Here is a 19,947-nt window from a genome sequence, read left to right as displayed (position 1 = left end):
ACCACAGACAGTGGCACGGGGACGGGGGACACGGTGGTGGACATGAAAGGCTTCGGGACGGGACATACCGGCGCAGAGGGACACCCCGAGGACGCCGAGCGGGTGGCACGCCGGGACGAGGCCGTGCGCGCCGCGGTCGAGCAGGGGCTGCTCGGGCCGGACGCTCCCATCGTCGGCCTCCTGGACGTCGCCGGCATCCGCGACTCGGCGGCGGCGCTGCGGGCGGCCTTCGATGCGGTCATCGCGCCGGGGACCCCGGTACTGCACGCCTTCGCCGTGAAGGCGACACCGCTGGTACCGGTGCTGTCCCTGCTGCGGGCCGCCGGTATCGGTGCGGAGGTGGCGAGTGCCGGGGAGCTGGCCCTGGCCAGGGCGGCCGGCGTCGCACCTGAGCACATCGTGCTGGACGCGCCCGCCAAGACCCCCGCGGAGCTGCGGGAGGCGCTGGAGCTGGGCATCGCCGTGAACGCGGACAACCCGCAGGAGCTGGCGCGGATCGACGGCCTGGTCCGCGCGGTGAAGACGTCCTCCCCTCTCGGGATCCGGGTGAATCCGCAGCTCGGGGTGGGTGCGATCGAGGCGCTGTCCACGGCGACCGCCACCTCCAAGTTCGGGGTGGCGCTGCGGGACGAGGGAGCGCGCGAATGGCTGGTGCGCGCCTGCACCGAGCGGCCCTGGCTGACCCGGCTGCACGCACACTCCGGCTCACAGGGCATCCCGCTCTCGCTGATGGCGCGGGGCGTCGCGGAGACCTACGCGCTCGCCGAGGAGATCAACCGGCGGATCGGGCGGCGCCAGATCGACACGATCGACATCGGCGGCGGACTTCCGGTCAACTTCTCCTCCGACGTGACGACGCCGACGTACGCCCAGTACGCACGGCTGCTGGCGGAGGCCGTGCCCGGGCTGTTCGACGGGCGGTACGGGCTGGTCACCGAGTTCGGGCGATCGCTGCTCGCCAAGCACGGCACCGTGGTGGCCCGGGTGGAGTACACCAAGCGTGCGGGCGGCCGGGCGGTCGCGGTCACGCACGCCGGTGTCCAGGTGGCCACCCGCACGGTCTACGCACCGGCGTCATGGCCGCTGCGGATTTTGGCGTACGACGCGAAGGGGCGCCCCAAGGAGGGACCCGAGGTGGTCCAGGACGTGGCCGGACCGGCGTGCTTCGCGGGCGACCTGCTGGCCACGGGGCAGGCGCTGCCGCTGCTGGAACAGGGCGACCACGCTGCGGCGCCGGACACCGGGGCGTACTACTTCGCCCATCACTACGCGTACAACTCCCTCACCCGGCCCGGCGTGTACGGCTACGCGCCGGGCGCGGACGGCGGCATCCGGTTCGCCGTCGTACGGGAACCGCAGACCCTCGAGGAGGTCGTGGCGGAGTCGGGTGGAGGCCACACGGGCGCGCTCACGGCGCTCTGAGGAGTCGCACGCCCCGGGTCGAGCGCTCCCATCGGCCGCATGAGCACACGCCGGTGGACGGACGTCATACCGGCCCCGACACCCCCATAGGTGTGCACAGCCGACCCACCCTAGCGGGGCGGCTGCATGTTCCACCGGAAAATGCCAGATCCCTCACCCCTCACGCACACGTTGCGTAGCCTCTTCGTCACTCAGCCGAACCCGAGGCGGGAGGGGAGCCACGGTGCCCGGAATCGACGAGTGCCTACTGGAAGCCATGCGACTGCCCGGTGCCCGGGGTGCCTCGGTGGTCGACTGGACCAGCGGGCTCGCCCTGGGCACGGTCGGGGACTCGCCCGGCGGTGACCACGAGACCACCGCGGCGGAGGCGGCGGAACTGGCCCGGCTCGCCGCCGAACACCGTGCGTTCGCTCCGGAGGACGACGCCGGCTGGTCCGGCGAGGCGTGCCCGGTCGAGGACCTGATCATCGCCAACCGGGACAGCTACCACCTGCTGCGGTTCGTCCCGACCACCTTCGACAGCAGCGTCTTCCTGCACCTCTGGCTGGCCCGCGCGGAGGGCAACCTCGCCCTCGCCCGCATCCGGCTCGGCGAGATGGCCGGACGGCTGGTGCTGGGATGACGACGGTCAGGATGCCCATGCCGCCCCCGCTGCCCGTCCGCCGGCGGACCGAGATCCCCAGCGTCGGCGTCTCCCCCATGTTCAGGCGGCTCGCGGCCGAACGGGCCACGGGGGTGCTGATGCGCGAAGGAGGCATGCTCCATCTGCTCGAGGGTCAGGTGGTGTACGCCGAGAGCCATGCGACCCCCGGACTCGACGTACTGCTCGTCGCGCGCGGCGCGCTGGACGAGGAGGGCTGGCGGGAGGCGGTCGCCGAGGCGGGGGCGCACCGGTTGGTCGGCCGGTTCCTGGTCGACAGCGGCCGGATCGGACAGGGGGCACTGGAACTGTGCCATCTGGGCGCACTGTACGACGCGGCGTACTTCGTCCTCGGCCCGAGCAGCGCGCCCGCCCGCTTCCGGTACGGGGACGGCCATTGGCTCGGTCCTGTGCGCCCGGTTCCGGTGGCCGCGGTGGAACGCGAGACCCTGCGCCGCCGGGAGTTGCTGCACCGCATATGGCCCGATCCGGAGACGGACCAGGCTCCGCTCGTCCGCGCCGCCCGCCGGGCGGGCCCGGCCGTCACGTCCCGCCAGGGAGCGGTGCTCGACCGGATCGACGGCGTGCGGACGGCCACCGACATCTCACGAGAGCTGGGCCGTACCGCCTTCCACACGCTGGTCGACGTACGGCGTCTGGCCGCCGCGGGTGTCGTCGCGGCCCGGCCGGCCGCGCCCGCGCCCCGCGCCGAAAACCTTGTGCCCACCGCGCAGCCGGCGCCCTTCGCCGACCCCCACGTCACGTTGCTCAAGAGGCTGAGGGATGCGCTGGAGGCCCTTTGACCGGATCGAACGGGACACCCCCGCCGAGAGGAGACCCCTGATGGACGCGGAGCCCGAGGTCCTCGACGAACTCCGCCGGCTCAGATCCCGCATCCCTCAGCTGACGGGCGCCCTCGTCGCCAGCGTCGACGGACTGGTCCTCGCCCAGGACGCGCCCGGCGTCGAACCCGAGGGCGTCGCCGCGATGACCGCCGCCGCGCTGGGCGTCGCCATGCGGCTCGCCGACGCGACGGGCCAGGGCGACTTCCGCGAACTGCTCGTCCGCGGCATCCACGGCTATGTGGCCACGTACGCGGCGGGCCGCAGTGCCGTGCTCACGCTGCTGGCCCAGGACCGGGTCAACGTCGGCCGGCTGCATCTGGAGGGCCGGCGTGCGAGCACACGCATCGGCGAACTGGTCGACGAGGCCGCCCTCCGGGCCGGAGCGGCGCAGTCCCGCGCCGCAAGGGCCCCCACCAGGACCACCACCCGGTCCGCACCCACGCGGACCCGCACCGCGCGCACCCCCGCGAGCCCTCGATCGGCCGCGGACGCGCGTACCACCACGGAAAGTTGAAAGGACACCACACCTCATGGCCAACACCGAAACCACGCTGAAGGAAGCCCTCGCCTCCATCGAAGGCGCCACCGGGGCCGCCCTGGTCGACTACACCAGCGGCATGGCGCTCGGCACGATCGGCGGCAGCAAGAGCTTCGACCTCACCGTCGCCGCCGCCGGCAACACCGATGTCGTACGGGCCAAGCTGCGCACCATGGAGCACCTCGGGCTCAAGGGGCAGATCGAGGACATCCTGATCACCCTGAGCGATCAGTTCCACCTGATCCGCCTGCTGACCGGCCGGGGCGGCAACGGCCTGTTCCTCTACCTGGTCCTCGACGCCAAGCGCGCCAACCTGGCGATGGCCCGCCACCAGTTGAAGAAGATCGAGGAGGATCTGGAGGTCTGAGCCTCGGCCTGCCCGCTCCCCGCGTACTACACGAGTTCGGCCGTCCGGCGGCGCGCCCCGCCCGGGGCCGCGTCGCCGGCCGCGATGCCGGTGCTGCGGTAGCCCTTGACGGGCTTGCCCGCGGGCGCTCCGCCACGGCGTCCGAGCCAGTCGACACGCACCCACAGCAGTACGTCGTCGGCGCGTTCGCGGCGGCCCAGCCAGGCCGCCTTCAGCCGCAGGCCGACGCCGGTGCCGGCGAGCAGCATGCCGCCCGCGGCGGGCACCGCGAAGGAGCTGCCGAGCGCGACGGCGACGGCGAGAAGCAGCCACCAACGGTGCCCGCGCCGCCAGGTCCGGGTGGTGACCGAGCGGTCCTGCAGCACGTCGTACTTGCCGGCGCGGGCGGCTGCGCGGGAGAGCACGGCGTAGCGCCTTCGGCGCGCCAGTGCGACGGCTGCGGTCGCGACGACGAACAGCGCGGCCCCGGCCATCACTCCGATCCGGCGTCCGGTCAGTCCCGGTACCAGCACTCCGATACCGGCCGCGAACACTCCCAGCCACCACAGCGGTGCGGCACCGGCCCGTGCGACGACCGCCACCCTCGCCAATCCCTGTCCTCCGCGTGCCACGCCCAGCCTCCCGTCCGTTGCGGTGCCGTGTTCCGGTTCGCGCAGGCTAGCGAGCAAATGTGAGACGAGTCTGAAAAAACCGGCACCCGTCGGCGTGGACCGCCGGCCGTCCGGACTACTCCACGAACAGCCCCCGGGCCACCGCCTGTGCGTCGAACTCCTCCAGCCGCGCCTGGGCGTCGGGCAGGTCGTCGCACATCGCCTCGAGCAGGACTCGGCCGAGCAGCATCGGAGCGCAGGCCGTGTCGAAGGCGAGCCCCGTACCGACGGCGGCCGGCAGCAGCAGGTCCGAGACCTTCGCCACCGGCGCGAAAGCCGAGTCGGCGACCGTGACGACGGTCAGTCCCGCCTCCTTGGCGTACGCGAGTGCGTCGACGACCTCGCGCGGGTGGCGCGGCAGCGCGAAGCACAGCAGCGCGCTCGCGCCCGCCCGTACGGCCGCGTCGATGCGGTCGTCGAGCATCGTGCCGCCCTCGCGCAGCAGCCGGACGTCCGGGTGGACCTTCGCCGCGAAGTACGCGAAGCCGAACGCCTGGGAGGCGGCGGCCCGCAGGCCGAGGACCGGCAGTGGGCGCGAGGCCGCCAGGATCCGCCCGGCCCGCTCCACGGGCCGCGGGTCGGCCAGTATCTCCGCCAGGTGCCTGAGGTTCTCGATCTCCGCCTCGACGGCCTGCTGGTACTCGTTGTAGGCCCCCGCGTCCGGTGCGGGCTCCGCGGGGGCGACCTCGCGCAGGTGCTTGCGCAGCGCCGGATAGCCGTCGAATCCCAGGGCCACCGCGAAGCGCGTGACGGACGGCTGGCTGACTCCGGCGAGTTCGGCCAGCTCCACGCTCGACAGGAACGGCACGTCGGCGGCGCGCCGCACCATGCTGTGGGCGATGCGTCGCTGGGTCGGTGTGAGCCGGTGCCCCTCGAAGAGCGCCTGCAGCCGTGCGGCAGGACTGTCGGTCACGCTCATGACGTGCTCCCCCTCCAGATGTCGGTGAACCGGTCGAGCAGTCGGGCCGCCGCCGTCACGTCGTCCGTGAGCGGCCGGTCGGCCAGTTCGGCCTCCAGCACCGACTCGGCGAGCTCCAGCGCCCGGCCAACCGGAAGCTCCGGCTCGGGCCTGAGACCGCGCAGATGCAACGCCCGTACGGCGGCCACCAGTTCACAGCCGACCACCAGACGGTACGCGGAGCACGCGCGCAGCGTTTGACGCGCGGCGAGTGAGGCGAAACTGGCCTGCTCCTCGACGCCTCGGGAGAGTACAGCGTGTCCGAGGGACGCGGGTGCGGAGAACGCGCGCAGATCGCCGAGGGCGGCCCCCGCGGCGTACTCCAGGATCATCACGCCGGAGGAGGCGGGTTCGTTGTCGGCGAGGAAGGGGCGCAGCCTGGTGTAGGCCGGTTCGTTCAGTGTCGACAGGCGGGAGGTGGACAGCCGCGCCACCTGCGTCACGGCCAGCCGGAAGTGGTCCAGGGCGAGGGCGAGCTGGGCCTGGTAGAAGCCGCCGTGGTGATAAGCGGCCATGTCCTCGGGCGAGATCAGCGGGTTCTCGGCGGCCGCGTTGATCTCGATAGCGAGAACCTCCTCCAGCGCGTCCGCCGCGTCGTGTGCCGGACCGTGGATCTGCGGCAGGCAGCGGAAGCCGTACGGGTCCTGGATGCGGCCGAGCGGCGGTGTCGGGCGGTCGGCCGCGCCGATCAGCCGCCGCATCCGGCGGGCGACCTCGGCGGATCCGCGATGCGGCCGGGCGGCGTGCACGGGGGCGGCGTACGCCTCGTGCGAGCCGTCCACCGCGAGCAGCGAGAGCGCGGCCACCACCTGGGTGGCACCGACCAGGCCCCGCAGCTCGTGCAGTGCCAGCGCGGCCTGACCGAGGGTGAGGGCGTTGCTGCTGATGAAGGCGAGGGCGTCGTTGTTGTCGAGGGGCTGGGGCTGCGGCGCCCCCGCGCCCTTCCAGGGGTGCTCGCCGGCCAGCGCGAGTCCCGCCTGCGCCAGCGCCGCGATGTCGCCGGTCCCCACCGACCCGAACTCGTTGACGACCGGGTACGCCCCGCTCTCCAGCGCATCGCACAGCGCCGTGACCACACTGGGGCGCAGGCCCGCGCCGCCCGCGAGCAACTGGTTGGCCCGGACCGCCAGCATCGCGCGGACCTGACGCGCCGGCAGCTCCTCGCCGATCGCCCCGGCATGGCTGCGCAGCAGGCGCAGACCGTGCCCGGCGGCGGCCTCCGTCGGCACGTCCTCGGTGCGGTTCGCGCCCACGCCGGTGGAGCGGCCGTACACGCGCCCGGTCGCCGCGATCTGCCGGGCGGCGTCCCAGGACTCCTCCACCCGCTTCATGGCCTCCGTGCCGGGGACCGGCCGTGCGGCGCCCTCGGCGAGGCGCACCACGTCCTCCACGCCGAGTCCCACGCCGTCGAGGATCACGAGGTCGGAATACCCGGGACTCGGCTTGTCCACGATCCGAGACGACATAAAGCCTCAAACTCCCCTCAACCCGGACATCCCATCTTGCTCTGCGGTCATCTGTTACCTCGGATTGGCGCCGAAGCGTTGACAACCTATTCACACACCAAGAACTCTGCATGACGTTATACAGCCGGGCAAGGGACATCTCATGATCCAGTTCGATGCGGTCCACAAGCGCTTCCCCAACGGCACGACGGCGGTCCACGACCTCTCCCTGGAGATGCCGGAGGGCGGTGTGACCGTCCTCGTCGGATCCTCCGGCTGCGGCAAGACGACCACCCTGCGGATGGTCAACCGCATGGTCGAGCCCACCTCCGGCACCATCCGCGTGGGCGGCCGGGACGTCACCCGGCAGGACGCCGCCGAGCTGCGCCGTTCCATCGGCTACGTCATCCAGCAGGGCGGCCTCTTCCCGCATCGCACGGTGCTCGACAACATCGCCACCGTGCCCCTGCTGCTCGGCTGGAACCGAAGGAAGGCGCGGGCCCGGGCGGCCGAGCTGCTGGAGACCGTCGGCCTCGCCGCCGACGCCGGCAAGCGGTATCCGCACCAGCTCTCCGGCGGACAGCAGCAGCGCGTCGGAGTCGCCCGCGCGCTCGCCGCCGATCCGCCCGTCCTGCTGATGGACGAACCGTTCGGCGCCGTCGACCCGGTGGTGCGCACCCAGCTCCAGGACGAACTGCTTCGTCTGCAGAAGGAGCTGAACAAGACCATCGTCTTCGTCACCCACGACATCGACGAGGCCGTCCGCCTCGGCGACCGCATCGCCGTCTTCCGCACCGGCGGGCATCTGGTGCAGTGCGCCGCACCCGAAGAGCTGCTGGCACGCCCCGCCGACGACTTCGTGGCCGGGTTCCTCGGCGCCGAGCGAGGGCTGAAACTGCTCTCCCTGAGGACCCTGGCGGCGGTCCCGCAGGGCCCGGCCCCCGACTCCGGCACCTGGACCCTCGTCCTGGACGAGGCGCGCAGGCCCCTCCACTGGCGTTCCGCGGACGACGCCGAACGCCCCGTACGACCGCTCGGGGACTCCGACTCCCTGCTGTCGGCGCTGAACGAGTCCGTCGCCTCCCCCACCGGTCTGATCGCCCGGGTCGACGCGGACGGCGAGCTCACCGGCGTAACGTCCCGCGACGACATCCTCGAGCACGCCAACCGCGCCCACGCGGAACTGGGCGTGGCGGCATGACCATCGACTGGTCCTGGATAGCGGACCACACCGACGACCTCACCTCCCTGACCCTCTCCCACCTCGAGGCCGCCCTCACCGCCGTCCTGCTCGGACTGCTGGTCTCGCTCCCCCTCGCGGTGATCGCCCACCGCGTCCGCCCCCTGCGAGGCTTCCTGCTCGGCGCCTCGAACGTCCTGTTCACCATCCCGTCGATCGCGATCTTCGTTCTCCTGCTGCCGGTCAGCGGCCTCACGCGCACCACGACCGTGATCGGTCTGACGGTCTACAGCCTGGTGGTCCTGCTCCGGAACACGGTCGAGGGCCTCGACTCGGTCCCGGTCCGGGTGAAGGAGGCGGCGAAGGCGATGGGCACACGCCCGCTGCGCACCCTCCTGACCGTGGAGCTCCCCCTCGCCCTGCCCGTGATCATGGCGGGCGTCCGGATCGCGACCGTCATGTCGATCTCGCTGGTCTCGGTCGCGACCTACATCGGCGACGGCGGCCTCGGCCAGCTCTTCACCGACGGCTTCCAGCGCAACTTCCCGACCCCGGTGATCGTCGGAGTGGTCCTCACCCTCCTGCTCGCCGTGGTCGCGGACGCGCTGCTGGTCGCCCTCCAGTACGTCCTCACCCCGTGGAAGAGGCGGCGAGCCTGAGATGTACGAACTGTTCAAGAACCTCGGCACATGGCTGGTCAGCAGCTCCCAGTGGTCCGGCCCGGACGGCATCGCCCACCGCCTCGCCGAGCACCTCCAGTACTCCCTGCTGGCCACGCTCATCGCGGCCGCCATCGGCCTCCCGCTGGGCCTGCTGATCGGCCACACCGGCAAGGGCGCGTTCCTCGCGATCAACCTCGCGTCCTTCGGCCGCGCCCTGCCGACCGTGGGCCTGGTGGTCCTGGTCTTCCTGGCCGGCGGCCTGTCCATGCTGCCGGTGTACGTCGCCCTGGTCGCCCTCGCGGTCCCCGCGATCGTCACCAACACCTACGCGGGCATGACGGCCGTCGACCCGGACGTGAAGGACGCGGCGCGCGGGCAGGGCATGCGCGGCCGTCAGGTGCTGCTCCAGGTGGAGTTGCCGCTCGCCCTCCCCCTGATCCTGACGGGCCTGCGCCTGGCACTGATCCAGGTGGTCGCGACGGCCACCATCGCCGCCTACGTCTCCTTCGGCGGCCTGGGCCGCTACGTCTTCGACGGGCTCGCCCAGCGTGACCTCGTCCAGGTGCTCGGCGGCGCGGTGCTGGTCGCCGTGGTCGCCGTAGTCCTCGACCTGGCCCTGTCCGGCCTCCAGCGCTTCCTCTTCCGCCACCGCACTGCCTAGGGATCGAAGAATGAATCGTCGTGCTCTCCTCGGCGGCCTGTTCGCCGCCGCCTCCGTCCCGGCGCTCTCCGCGTGCGCGAGCGGCATCACCTCACTCGACGGCCGGGGCGACGCCGCAGGCGGCGGGGGCTCCAGCAAGGGCGGAGTCACCATCGGCACCGCCAACTTCACCGAGAACCAGGTGCTCGGCTATCTCTACGCGGCCGTCCTGAAGGCGGCCGGGGTGAAGGTCACCGTCCGCCCCAACCTCGGCACCCGGGAGATCGTCATCCCCGCGCTCGAGGGCGGCGACATCGACCTGCTGCCCGAGTACCAGGGTGCTCTGCTCAACTACCTCGACCCGAAGGCCACGCCCACCGAGGAGGGCGCCATGCAGAACGCCCTCACCCTGGCCCTGCCGGCCGGTCTTCAGGTCCTGCCGTACGGCACGGCCGAGGACTCGGACGCGTTCGTCGTCACCCGGGAGACCGCGCGGAAGTACGGCCTGGCCTCCCTCGCCGACCTGAAGAAGCAGAACGGCAGGCTGGTCATCGGGGCGGCCCCCGAGGTGAAGAAGCGCCGGGTCGGCGCGGTCGGCCTGAAGGACGTGTACGGCGCCGAGTTCAAGGAGTTCAAGTCGCTCGACTCCGACGGCCCGCTGGTCAAGGGCGCTCTGAAGAAGGGTGATGTGGACGTGGCGAACCTGTTCACCACGGACACCGACATCGAGGCCGAGGACTGGGTGGTGCTCGCCGACCCGGAGCATCTGATCCCGAGCCAGCACATCGTCCCCCTCATCGCCGACCGCAAGGCCGACGACACGGTCCGCAAGGCCCTCGCACGGCTCGGCAACGTCCTGACCACCGCCGATCTCACCGCGCTCAACCGCCAGGTGGACAAGGACAAGAAGGACCCGGAGGACGTGGCCGACGCCTACACGAAGCAGCACGGACTGGCGAAGTAGCCGAACGGCCGGGACCTGCAGCGCCCCTCGAGCACGCCCCCGGGGCAAGAGGGGGGGTATCCCCAGTGCGGCGGGGTTCCCGGATCCCTAACGTGCTCTGTATGACCGGTATGGACGCACAGGACGCCGACCTGAAGAAGGAACTCAACGCCACGCTGCAGGCCCGCAGGGAGCTGGGCGAGGAGTACGAGTCGGCGCTGGTCGACTCCTTCCTGGAGAAGGTCGACCAGCGCATCGACGGCGCGATCGACCGCCGGGTACGCCGGCAGCTCGCCGAGCAGCAGATGGCGGTGGCCCGCGGCGCACGCTCCTCGCGGGCGACGGACTCCTGGGGTGAGCGCTTCGGCTTCGGCATCGTTTCGCTGGTGCTCGCGATCCCGCTCTCGGCGATCGGCGGCGGCGTCGCGCACCTGCCCGGCCTGCTGATCACCTGGGTGGGCATCGTCGGCGTCAACGCGGTACAGGCCGTCCGTACCAACCCCGGCCTCTTCACCCGACGCCGCACGTCCTCGCAGGACGGCTGGGAGGACTGACCCCCCGGTCCGCGACCCACCGCGGACCTCACGGCGTCCCACGTCGACCCGAAGGCCGGCCGCGCGCTCCCGCCGGTTGTCCCGACCAGCGCGGCGAAGATCGGTCGCCGCCGCCGCCGACCGGCCGGAAACGACGGCGGCCGGCCCTCCGCCGTCATGGCGGGGAGCCGGCCGCATGAAGCATGCGCGGGGACCGCCGCACCCCCGTTGCCGGGGGGCGGGACGACGGCGGTCCCCGCGAGGGACGCGGGCCGGGTCAGGGCCGGGCTTGCGCGTCCGTGGCGTCCATGGAGGTCCGGGAGCCGCTCCGGAGGTCCCTGGCGCCGTTTCGGCCGTCGGCCGGGGCGGGGAGCCGCTCCCGCCCTGCCGACACCCACCAATGTGCCGGACGCGTGTTAAGCGGGTGCTGCGCGGACGTGACACGCTCGTACCACTTCCGAGAAGCCCGTGCCTCCCCCCGTCACCGCGCGTTCCCCGGTGACACGGCCGGTTCACCGGGCGTGACGCCGGAACGGTCCGAACGACGGACCCTAGTGCCTTCCGCCCTTGGCCAGGAACGACAGCAGGTCCTGCCGGCTGACCACACCGGTCGGCTTGCCCTCGACGAGGACGATCGCCGCGTCGGCGGTGCCGAGCACCGACATCAGGTCCCCGACCGGCTCGCCGGAACCGACCTGGGGCAGCGGAGCGCACATGTGCTTCTCCAGCGGGTCGTCGAGCGAGGCGCGCTTGGTGAACAGGGCGTCCAGCAGCTCACGCTCGACGACGGACCCCACGACCTCGGCGGCCATCACGTCCGGGTGCCCCGCGCCCGGCTTGACGATCGGCATCTGCGAGACGCCGTACTCGCGCAGCACCTCGATGGCCTGGCCGACCGTCTCGTCCGGGTGCATGTGGACGAGGGACGGGATGGAGCCGCCCGCCTTGTCGCTGAGCACGTCGCCCACACGGGCGTTCGGGCCGGTGTCCTCCAGGAAGCCGTAGTCGGCCATCCACTCGTCGTTGAAGATCTTGCTGAGGTAGCCGCGCCCGCTGTCGGGGAGGAGGACGACGACCACGTCGTCGGGGCCGAGCCGCTCGGCGACCCGCAGCGCGCCCACGACCGCCATACCGCAGGAACCGCCGACGAGCAGCCCCTCCTCCTTGGCCAGCCGCCGGGTCATCTGGAAGGAGTCCTTGTCGGACACGGCGACGATCTCGTCGGGGACCTCCGCGTCGTACGCGGTGGGCCAGAAGTCCTCCCCGACGCCCTCGACGAGGTACGGCCGCCCGGACCCGCCGGAGTACACCGATCCCTCGGGGTCGGCGCCGATGACCTTGACCTTGCCACCGCTGATCTCCTTCAGGTAGCGGCCGGTGCCGGAGATCGTCCCGCCGGTGCCGACACCCGCGACGAAGTGGGTGATCTTCCCCTCCGTCTGCTCCCACAGCTCGGGGCCGGTCGAGTGGTAGTGCGAAAGCGGGTTGTTCGGGTTGGAGTACTGGTCCGGCTTCCAGGCGCCGGGCGTCTCACGGACCAGCCGGTCGGAGACGTTGTAGTAGGAGTCCGGGTGCTCCGGGGCCACCGCCGTCGGGCACACCACCACTTCGGCGCCGTACGCGCGCAGCACGTTGATCTTGTCCGTGGACACCTTGTCGGGGCACACGAAGATGCACTTGTAGCCCTTCTGCTGGGCCACGATCGCGAGGCCCACGCCGGTGTTCCCGCTGGTGGGCTCGACGATCGTGCCGCCGGGCTTGAGCTCACCGCTCTGCTCGGCCGCCTCGATCATCCGCAGGGCGATGCGGTCCTTCACCGAACCGCCGGGGTTGAAGTACTCGACCTTCGCCAGCACGGTCGCCGTGATGCCGGCGGTCACGCGGTTGAGCCTCACCAGCGGGGTGTTGCCGACCAGGCTGATCATCGAGTCGTGGAATTGCACCGTTGTCTCCGGTTGCTGCAAAAGAAGTGGTCGTGATGGTGCCGCCAGCGTAAGGGCTCCGGCGTCCGGACGGTCGGCAAGCGCGGGCCGTCCCGGGCGTTCACGTCCGGTTGAGATTGGACGACAGGGCGTACGGGGCAAGCACAGTTTGTACGGCTACTAGGAGGTGGCGGCGACGCATGTCGAGCATGTCGAGGGCGAGGGTGGCCCGGCGCATCGCGGCGGGCGCAGCGTACGGCGGCGGTGGTATCGGTCTGGTCGGTGCAGCCGCCGTCGGGTTGCTGGTCGCCGAGGTGCAGATGGCCAAGCGCCATGTGGGCAACGGTCACAGCCCGTTCCCGCCGAGCGCGAACGGGCTGTACGGCCGGGGGTACGAGGGATCGGCGCTGAGGCTGATGATGCTCGGCGACTCCACGGCGGCGGGACAGGGGGTGCACCGCTCCCGGCAGACGCCGGGAGCGCTGTTGGCCTCGGGTCTGGCGGCGGTGGCGGAGCGCCCGGTGGAACTGAGCGTCGTGGCGCTCCCGGGAGCGCAGTCCGACGACCTGGACCGCCAGGTGGGACTGGCGCTGGAGGATCCCGACCAGGTGCCCGACGTCTGCGTGATCATGATCGGCGCGAACGACGTCACCCATCGCATGCCTGCGACACGCTCGGTGCGCCATCTGTCGTCGGCCGTACGCCGGCTGCGCACGGCGGGTGCGGAGGTGGTGGTGGGCACCTGCCCCGACCTCGGCACGATCGAGCCGGTCCAGCAGCCCCTGCGCTGGCTCGCCCGCAGGGCCTCCCGTCAGCTGGCCGCGGCCCAGACGATCGGGGTCGTCGAGCAGGGGGGTCGTACGGTGTCGCTGGGCGACCTGCTCGGACCCGAGTTCGCGGAGAACCCGCGTGAGCTCTTCGGTCCCGACAACTACCACCCCTCGGCGGAGGGCTACGCCACGGCGGCGATGGCGGTCCTGCCGACCGTCTGCGCGACTCTCGGCCTGTGGCCCGCGGAGGAGGAGCGCCCGGACGCCTCCCGCCGCGAGGGATTCCTGCCGGTGGCCCGCGCCGCGGCCGAGGCCGCGTCGGAGGCGGGCACGGAGGTCACGGCCGCGATGCCGACCGGCCCCCGGGGCCCCTGGGCCCTCCTCAAACGGCGCCGGCGCCGGCGCCTGCCCACCCCGGACGCGACCCCTGCCACGGCCGCGGAGCCGACCCCCTGACCCACGCGCTCCCGCGCCGGGCCCAGGATCTCGCCCCCTCCCCCGGAGGGGGCAGCCGCCGTCCGCGGCCTCACCGGGGCGACGCGGCCGACGCTCGCGGGCCGGTCGGCGGCCCGAGGCCGGATGTCTCCGCCGCCGCCGCTCCGAACGAAGAAAGCAAGCGCTTAGAAAAGTGCGGTCCGAGTCACACCCCACTTCCCGTGACCTCTTCCGTACGTACGGGTAACTTCCCCCACAGCCCTGCCTCCCTCGTGCAATGGAGCCGTGATGCCCGAAGCCGTCATCGTGTCGACCGCCCGCTCGCCCATCGGCCGTGCCTTCAAGGGCTCCCTGAAGGACCTGCGTCCGGACGACCTCACCGCCACCGTCATCCAGGCCGCCCTGGCCAAGGTCCCCGGGCTGGACCCCGAGGACATCGACGATCTGATGCTCGGCTGCGGCCTCCCCGGCGGCGAGCAGGGCCACAACCTCGGCCGCATCGTCGCCGTGCAGATGGGCATGGACCACCTCCCGGGGTGCACCGTCACCCGGTACTGCTCCTCCTCCCTGCAGACCTCCCGCATGGCCCTGCACGCCATCAAGGCCGGCGAGGGCGATGTGTTCATCTCCGCCGGCGTCGAGATGGTCAGCCGCAGCGTCAAGGGCACCTCCGACGGCCTCCCCGACACCCACAACCCCCTCTTCGCCGACGCCGAGGCCCGCACCGCCGCCGTCGCCGCGTCCGAGGGAGCCGGCTGGCACGACCCGCGCGAGGACGGCCTCCTCCCCGACCCGTACATCGCGATGGGGCAGACCGCCGAGAACCTCGCCCGGCTGAAGGGCGTCACCCGCGAGGAGATGGACGAGTTCGGCGTCCGTTCCCAGAATCTCGCCGAGCAGGCCATCGCCAAGGGCTTCTGGGAGCGCGAGATCACCCCGGTGACCCTCCCGGACGGCACGGTCGTCAGCAAGGACGACGGTCCGCGCGCCGGCGTCACCCTGGAGGGCGTGGCCGGGCTGAAGCCGGTCTTCCGCCCCGACGGCCTTGTCACGGCCGGAAACTGCTGCCCCCTGAACGACGGGGCCGCGGCCGTGATCATCATGAGCGACACCAAGGCCCGTGAGCTGGGGCTGACGCCGCTGGCACGGATCGTCTCCACCGGTGTCTCCGGCCTGTCCCCCGAGATCATGGGCTACGGCCCGGTGGAGGCCAGCAACCAGGCCCTCAAGCGCGCCGGCCTCACCATCGACGACATCGACCTCGTCGAGATCAACGAGGCCTTCGCCGCCCAGGTGATCCCCTCCTACCGCGACCTCGGCATTCCACTGGACAAGCTGAACGTCAACGGCGGCGCCATCGCCGTCGGCCACCCCTTCGGCATGACGGGCGCCCGTATCACCGGCACGCTGATCAATTCCCTCCAGTGGCACGACAAGCAGTTCGGCCTGGAGACGATGTGCGTCGGCGGCGGCCAGGGCATGGCCATGGTCATCGAGCGCCTCAGCTGACCGCGGCACTCCGTACGACGGCCCGGAGCTCCCTTCCCTCAGGGCTTCGGGCCGTTTTGTGATCCAATCTCCCCCAGGATGTGACCTATCTCCCCCTGAAGGGGGTTTACGCAGGTCACGGCAGTTTCATGAATAAACCCCACCCCCGGGTTCCTGTCCGTTTCGTGACGTTACGCACTGACAACTGGATAGTCCACCCTTCAAGCTGATGTAGGAAGTCGAGGGTCGACTTTGAACCGGGAGTACGTCAGTGAGCGCCATGCCGATAGCTCTGCTGCTCACCACGTCCGCAGCCGCGGGTGTGGGCGTCGCCGTCCTGTGCAGCGTGCGGGCGCTGCGCCGGCAGTTCGCTGCCCTGCAGGCCGAACTCGCCGAGAGCCGCGCCACGCAGCCGCGCGGTGTCGTGCCCGCTGCCCGCTCCACCGCCGACGCGGAGGAGATTCGCGCCGCCGTGGCCGAGGCACTGGCCGACGAGCGGGAGCGCGAGCTTGCCGAGGCGCGCGCCTTCTGGGCCGCCCAGGAGGCCCGTGACATCGCCGACGCGCCCTCCCTGTTCGGGCTGTCCGACAACGACCTCTTCCTGCCCCGCCAGTCGGACTTCGCGGGCCTGGAGCACGACAGCCTGGAGCCGGTGATCGAGCCCGCATCCGACGACAGCGAGTTCGCCGGCGGCACCGCCGCGGAGGGAGTCCTAAGCGGGGAGTCCCCGGAACTGGCCGCCGCCCGCCGCCGCCACCCCTCGCACCCGGACTTCGTACCGGCCCCGTCCCCGGTCGTGAACGACCACGAGCGCACGGTCGCGTGCCTCGAGGAACTGGCCGCCGCGCGGACCGAGCTGACCGACGTCCGCCCGGGCCCGCTGGGCACCCTCGACGTCTATGTCTTCGCGGACGGCACGACGCTGTGCATGACACCGGGCCACCGCGAGACCGCCGAGCGGCTGGCCGACGCTCTCGACGACGGCCACACCCCGGTCCTGCTGGGCGGCTCGGGCGTCTCGGGCGCGTACACACTGACGTTCGCATGCGGCGAGGAGACCGTCTACATCCTGGCGGACCGGGTCATCGCGTCGCTGTAGCAGCCGTCGTATCGGTTCCGGACGCCGGACGTCACACCCCGGCGCGTTTCTGTGCCTCCCCCACGAGCGCCACCGCCTCGGCGAGTTGCGCCGCGTCCTCCAGGACGACCGCCAGGTCGTGTCCGGCCACCGTGATCTGGTCGGCCGCCGCGAACATGCCCGCGTCGGGCATCTCCCGGGGCTCGGCCGAAGGCTCCTCGAGGAGTTGCGCACGGCGCGCCAACTCCCTGGCCAGAGCCAGAGCCTCGGCCGCCGCGCCGCGTTGCAGCCGACTCTGCGGAGCGGCCCGCAAGCGGTCGGCGAAGTGATCCACTGCCTGGGTCAAAGGCGTCGTATCGAGCACGCCGCGAGAGTACGCGTTGGGGCAGGACTGTTGCCAACAGGCGAACGCTCAGGCACGGTGACCTGAAGGACCGGCTTCATCGAGTGCGTCCGGAGGCGCCGATGTCCCAAGTCTTCTCCGAGGAGACCCATCGCAATCTGCTCGCCCGCATCCCCCACTGCACCGGTCGTGAAGTGTCCGACTGGCTTCGTACCGTCGACGAAGGCCCCGCTCTCGGCTTCGAGGAGAAGGTCACCTGGCTCCGGCACGAGCACAATCTCGCGTACGGCCACGCCAAGGCGATCATCCATGAGTACGACCTGAGAAGGGCCGCACGCAAACTGCTCTGAGCGCGCACCACCGGTTCCGTCCGCGATCAGGCATCACCACGACGAAGGGCCCGTGCACCCCGGAGAGGGGTTCACGGGCCCTTCGTGGCCTCGGGCGTCCCGCGCCCCGAAAGGGCGCGGGCGCGGTCAGTCGTTGCTGCTGAAGATGGCGACCAGCCGCAGCATCTCCACGTAGATCCACACGAGGGTCATGGTCAGGCCGAACGCGGCCAGCCAGGCCTCCTCGCGCGGCGCGCCGTAGGCGATGCCGTCCTCGATCTGCTTGAAGTCGAGGGTGAGGAAGAACGCGCCGAGCAGGATCGCGATGATGCCGACGATCGCGCCCAGCGGGCCCATGCTGCGCAGACCGCCGTCGGGGGCGACCCCGAAGGCGACCAGCAGGAGGTTGACCGCCATGACCAGAACGAAGGCCACGGCGATGGCGAGACCGATCCGGGCGTACCGGGCGGTGACCCGGACCCAGCCCGCCTTGTACACGAGCAGGGTCGCGCCGGAGACGGCCATCGTGCCGAGCACCGCCTGGAAGGGCGCGCCGTTCCACTGCGCGTTGTACATCTCGCTGATGACGCCCAGGAAGACGCCCTCGAAGGCGGCGTACCCGAGGATCAGCGCGGGCGAGGCGGTGCGCTTGAAGGACTGCACCATCGCCAGCACGAACGCGATGAGCGCCGAGCCGATCGCCAGACCGTAGCTGGTGGACGAGACCGGCAGCAGGGCCCAGGCGAGGACCGCACCCACCGCGACCGTGCCGAGCGTCATGGCCGAGCGCATGACGACGTCGTCCATCGTCATCCGGCCGGTGGTGGCCGGGGCCTGCGGCGGGGCCCCGTACTGCTGCTGGGCGTAGGGGTTCTGCGCGTAGGGGTTCTGCGCGTAAGGGCTGCCTTGCGCGTAGGGGTTGCCCTGCGTGCCGACGGCGGCTCCCCCGGCCTGCGGCGCGGTGTTGAAGCCCGCGTAGCCGTTGTCGCGGCTGAACCCCCGTCGCGAGAAGACCGGGTTGCTGCTCCTCATTTCACTCCTCCATGGCCACCCTGCGTGGCCTTGGCTCAAGAGTAATAGGTAGGCAAAGGATTGACCCTAATGCTTGGGGAGGATCTTTCCCTCGTCCTTGCGCGCAACACGCTACGCGCGTCCTTGATTCCCCGGGAGGACCCCCCTCGGCCCATGACCAACCTGGGACAGAGTCGAGACCGGCCGCTGATCCCGCGGGCGCGGGACCCGGCCGGCCGGGCGCGGCGCCATCGGCCGTCCGGGTGATCGCGGGGCGCCGCCGCCGACGCGGACGATCACTCGAGCGGAAACCCCGTGTAACCGTGCGCGAGGTCCGTCTCGGCGGCGCGCGAGGCGGTGAGCCGTGTCAGGCGGGCCAGCTGTATCCGCTCGTCGAACGGTGTGGCATCCGGGGCACGATGCAGCATCGAGGTCATCTCGTAGGAGAACCGCTCGGCCTGCCACACCCGCCGCAGACATGTCTCGGAGTACGCGTCGAGCCGCTCCCACGATCCCGTCTCCCGCTGGTGCGCCAGGGCGTGCGCGAAGGTGACCACGTCGCCGACGGCCAGGTTGAGCCCCTTGGCACCGGTGGGCGGCACGATGTGGGCGGCGTCCCCGGCCAGGAACAGCCGTCCGTGGCGCATGGGCTCGTGGACGTAACTGCGCATCGGGGTCACGGACTTGGAGGTGATCGGCCCGCGGGCGAGCGCCCAGTCGTCGGCGGTCTCGAAGCGCCGCTCCAGCTCCTCCCAGATCCGGTCATCGGACCACTCCCCGGCGTCCGTGCCGGCCGGCACCTGGAGATAGAGGCGGGAGACGGACGGGGAGCGCATGCTCAGCAGGGCGAAGCCACGCTCGTGGCGCGCGTACACGAGCTCGTCGTGCGACGGCGCGACATCGGCCAGGATGCCGAGCCAGCTGAAGGGATACGTGCGCTCGAAGACACGGGAGACCCCGGAAGGCACCGCCGTGCGGGACACACCCCAGAAGCCGTCGCATCCGACGACGTACTCGCACTCCAGTACGTCCTCACGGCCCTCGTGGCGAAAGCGGATCCGGGGCCGCTCCGTGTCCGCGTCCTCGACGGCGAGCGCCTCCGCCCCGAACAGCAGCGGGCCGCCCTCCTCCAACTGGAGCGCGATGAGGTCCTTGCAGACCTCGGTCTGCGCGTAGACCATCACGGACCTGCCGCCGGTGAGGGCGGGGAAGTCGACACGGTGGCGGCGGCGCGCGAAGCGCAGTTCGATCCCGTCGTGGGGCAGCCCTTCGCGGTCCATGCGGTCGCCGGCCCCGGCGGCCCGCAGCACGTCGACGGTGCCCTGCTCCAGGATCCCGGCGCGCTGCCGCTGCTCGACGTAATCCCGATCCCGGCTCTCCAGTACGACCGATTCGACGCCCGCCCGGTGCAGAAGCCGCGCCAGCAGCAGCCCCGCGGGTCCCGCTCCGATGATGCCGACCGTCGTGCGCATCCCGGCGCCCCTTTGCACTCACACTTGTTCGCTCAGTGAACTTAATTTCACCTCATTGGACCGAGTGTCCGGCCGCGAGGACCCGCTGTCAACGGTGTCGCCCCGCACAACCGGCGGACCCGAGTGCGCCGGCCACCACAGGCGGCCCATGTGCAGGAACCGTACGGGAGTTGCTCTTCCGGCCCCACGGCGCCGGGCGGTGAGACCGCGCCCCTCGGCGTGGACCGCGGCATCCATTCGCCCCCGTCCCCGGTGTGTTCGAAGCTCACTCCGGGG

The 19,947-nt window shown here is 71.6% G+C and carries 21 protein-coding genes; 14 read left to right on the top strand and 7 right to left on the bottom strand.

Annotated features, from left to right (window positions below):
* Window positions 1-42: 42 nt before the first annotated feature.
* From ADL25_RS28845 to ADL25_RS28825, 5 genes are all read left to right on the top strand, one after another.
* A complete protein-coding gene (locus ADL25_RS28845) occupies window positions 43-1,422 on the top strand; it encodes a diaminopimelate decarboxylase (RefSeq protein ID WP_059130831.1) in 1,380 nt (459 codons plus the stop codon).
* 223 nt (window positions 1,423-1,645) lie between these two features.
* Window positions 1,646-2,044 carry a hypothetical protein gene (locus tag ADL25_RS28840; RefSeq protein WP_059130762.1) on the top strand — a complete coding sequence of 133 codons (399 nt, stop codon included), beginning with the start codon at window positions 1,646-1,648 and terminating at the stop codon, window positions 2,042-2,044.
* Window positions 2,045-2,061: 17 nt separating this feature from the next.
* Window positions 2,062-2,865, top strand: a complete 804-nt coding sequence (locus ADL25_RS28835; protein ID WP_059130761.1) for a hypothetical protein — start codon at window positions 2,062-2,064, stop codon at window positions 2,863-2,865.
* 40 nt (window positions 2,866-2,905) lie between these two features.
* Window positions 2,906-3,421, top strand: a complete 516-nt coding sequence (locus ADL25_RS28830) for a roadblock/LC7 domain-containing protein (RefSeq protein ID WP_059130760.1) — start codon at window positions 2,906-2,908, stop codon at window positions 3,419-3,421.
* 16 nt (window positions 3,422-3,437) lie between these two features.
* The gene (locus tag ADL25_RS28825; protein WP_059130759.1) at window positions 3,438-3,812 is read left to right on the top strand and encodes a hypothetical protein; all 375 of its coding nucleotides are present in this window, start codon (window positions 3,438-3,440) and stop codon (window positions 3,810-3,812) included.
* A gap of 26 nt (window positions 3,813-3,838) precedes the next feature.
* On the opposite strand, the gene ADL25_RS28820 is transcribed toward ADL25_RS28825, so the two are convergent.
* The 3 genes from ADL25_RS28820 to ADL25_RS28810 form a co-directional block, all read right to left on the bottom strand.
* A complete protein-coding gene (locus ADL25_RS28820; RefSeq protein WP_079050628.1) occupies window positions 3,839-4,423 on the bottom strand; it encodes a hypothetical protein in 585 nt (194 codons plus the stop codon).
* 115 nt (window positions 4,424-4,538) lie between these two features.
* Window positions 4,539-5,381, bottom strand: a complete 843-nt coding sequence (locus ADL25_RS28815; protein WP_059130757.1) for a MurR/RpiR family transcriptional regulator — start codon at window positions 5,379-5,381, stop codon at window positions 4,539-4,541.
* Window positions 5,378-6,886, bottom strand: coding sequence for an aromatic amino acid ammonia-lyase (locus tag ADL25_RS28810; protein ID WP_059130756.1), 1,509 nt, complete (start codon window positions 6,884-6,886; stop codon window positions 5,378-5,380). The genes ADL25_RS28815 and ADL25_RS28810 overlap by 4 nt, the downstream gene beginning before the upstream one ends.
* Before the next feature lie 142 nt (window positions 6,887-7,028).
* Between ADL25_RS28810 and ADL25_RS28805 the strand changes: the two genes are divergently transcribed.
* The 5 genes from ADL25_RS28805 to ADL25_RS28785 all read left to right on the top strand — a co-directional run bounded on the left by ADL25_RS28805 (window position 7,029) and on the right by ADL25_RS28785 (window position 10,844).
* Window positions 7,029-8,066: an ABC transporter ATP-binding protein gene (locus tag ADL25_RS28805; protein WP_059130755.1), complete on the top strand. Its 1,038-nt coding sequence runs from the start codon at window positions 7,029-7,031 to the stop codon at window positions 8,064-8,066.
* Entirely contained in the window at window positions 8,063-8,704 is a 642-nt protein-coding gene (locus ADL25_RS28800) for an ABC transporter permease (RefSeq protein WP_059130754.1), read from the top strand. The genes ADL25_RS28805 and ADL25_RS28800 overlap by 4 nt, the downstream gene beginning before the upstream one ends.
* A gap of 1 nt (window position 8,705) precedes the next feature.
* Complete coding sequence (locus ADL25_RS28795; RefSeq protein WP_059130753.1) at window positions 8,706-9,368, top strand: ABC transporter permease; 663 nt, start codon at window positions 8,706-8,708, stop codon at window positions 9,366-9,368.
* A gap of 10 nt (window positions 9,369-9,378) precedes the next feature.
* Window positions 9,379-10,311, top strand: coding sequence for an ABC transporter substrate-binding protein (locus ADL25_RS28790; RefSeq protein ID WP_059130752.1), 933 nt, complete (start codon window positions 9,379-9,381; stop codon window positions 10,309-10,311).
* Between the two features lie 101 nt (window positions 10,312-10,412).
* Window positions 10,413-10,844: a hypothetical protein gene (locus tag ADL25_RS28785; RefSeq protein ID WP_059130751.1), complete on the top strand. Its 432-nt coding sequence runs from the start codon at window positions 10,413-10,415 to the stop codon at window positions 10,842-10,844.
* A 530-nt stretch (window positions 10,845-11,374) separates the two neighbouring features.
* On the opposite strand, the gene ADL25_RS28780 is transcribed toward ADL25_RS28785, so the two are convergent.
* A complete protein-coding gene (locus tag ADL25_RS28780; protein WP_059130750.1) occupies window positions 11,375-12,766 on the bottom strand; it encodes a cystathionine beta-synthase in 1,392 nt (463 codons plus the stop codon).
* Window positions 12,767-12,945: 179 nt separating this feature from the next.
* Between ADL25_RS28780 and ADL25_RS28775 the strand changes: the two genes are divergently transcribed.
* The 3 genes from ADL25_RS28775 to ADL25_RS28765 all read left to right on the top strand — a co-directional run bounded on the left by ADL25_RS28775 (window position 12,946) and on the right by ADL25_RS28765 (window position 16,537).
* Window positions 12,946-13,971, top strand: coding sequence for an SGNH/GDSL hydrolase family protein (locus ADL25_RS28775; RefSeq protein WP_079050627.1), 1,026 nt, complete (start codon window positions 12,946-12,948; stop codon window positions 13,969-13,971).
* A 267-nt stretch (window positions 13,972-14,238) separates the two neighbouring features.
* Window positions 14,239-15,459, top strand: coding sequence for an acetyl-CoA C-acetyltransferase (locus ADL25_RS28770; protein WP_059130748.1), 1,221 nt, complete (start codon window positions 14,239-14,241; stop codon window positions 15,457-15,459).
* A 259-nt stretch (window positions 15,460-15,718) separates the two neighbouring features.
* On the top strand, window positions 15,719-16,537 hold the full coding sequence (locus ADL25_RS28765; protein ID WP_059130747.1) for a hypothetical protein: 819 nt from the start codon (window positions 15,719-15,721) through the stop codon (window positions 16,535-16,537).
* A 31-nt stretch (window positions 16,538-16,568) separates the two neighbouring features.
* Here ADL25_RS28765 and ADL25_RS28760 read toward each other — a convergent pair whose 3' ends face one another.
* Window positions 16,569-16,880, bottom strand: a complete 312-nt coding sequence (locus ADL25_RS28760; protein WP_181923066.1) for a hypothetical protein — start codon at window positions 16,878-16,880, stop codon at window positions 16,569-16,571.
* 101 nt (window positions 16,881-16,981) lie between these two features.
* Between ADL25_RS28760 and ADL25_RS28755 the strand changes: the two genes are divergently transcribed.
* Window positions 16,982-17,209 (top strand): DUF4287 domain-containing protein, encoded by a 228-nt coding sequence (locus tag ADL25_RS28755; RefSeq protein ID WP_059130829.1) that lies wholly within the window; start codon window positions 16,982-16,984, stop codon window positions 17,207-17,209.
* Between the two features lie 126 nt (window positions 17,210-17,335).
* Here ADL25_RS28755 and ADL25_RS28750 read toward each other — a convergent pair whose 3' ends face one another.
* Window positions 17,336-18,220, bottom strand: a complete 885-nt coding sequence (locus ADL25_RS28750; RefSeq protein ID WP_059130746.1) for a Bax inhibitor-1/YccA family membrane protein — start codon at window positions 18,218-18,220, stop codon at window positions 17,336-17,338.
* Between the two features lie 275 nt (window positions 18,221-18,495).
* Window positions 18,496-19,671 carry a 4-hydroxybenzoate 3-monooxygenase gene (locus ADL25_RS28745; protein ID WP_059130745.1) on the bottom strand — a complete coding sequence of 392 codons (1,176 nt, stop codon included), beginning with the start codon at window positions 19,669-19,671 and terminating at the stop codon, window positions 18,496-18,498.
* Between the last annotated feature and the right edge of the window lie 276 nt (window positions 19,672-19,947).

It is taken from the genome of Streptomyces sp. NRRL F-5122 (assembly GCF_001507435.1).
GTDB classification, from domain to species: domain Bacteria; phylum Actinomycetota; class Actinomycetes; order Streptomycetales; family Streptomycetaceae; genus Streptomyces; species Streptomyces lannensis.
Note: the sequence above shows the minus strand (reverse complement) of the source record. Positions and strands in the feature narration are given on the sequence as shown.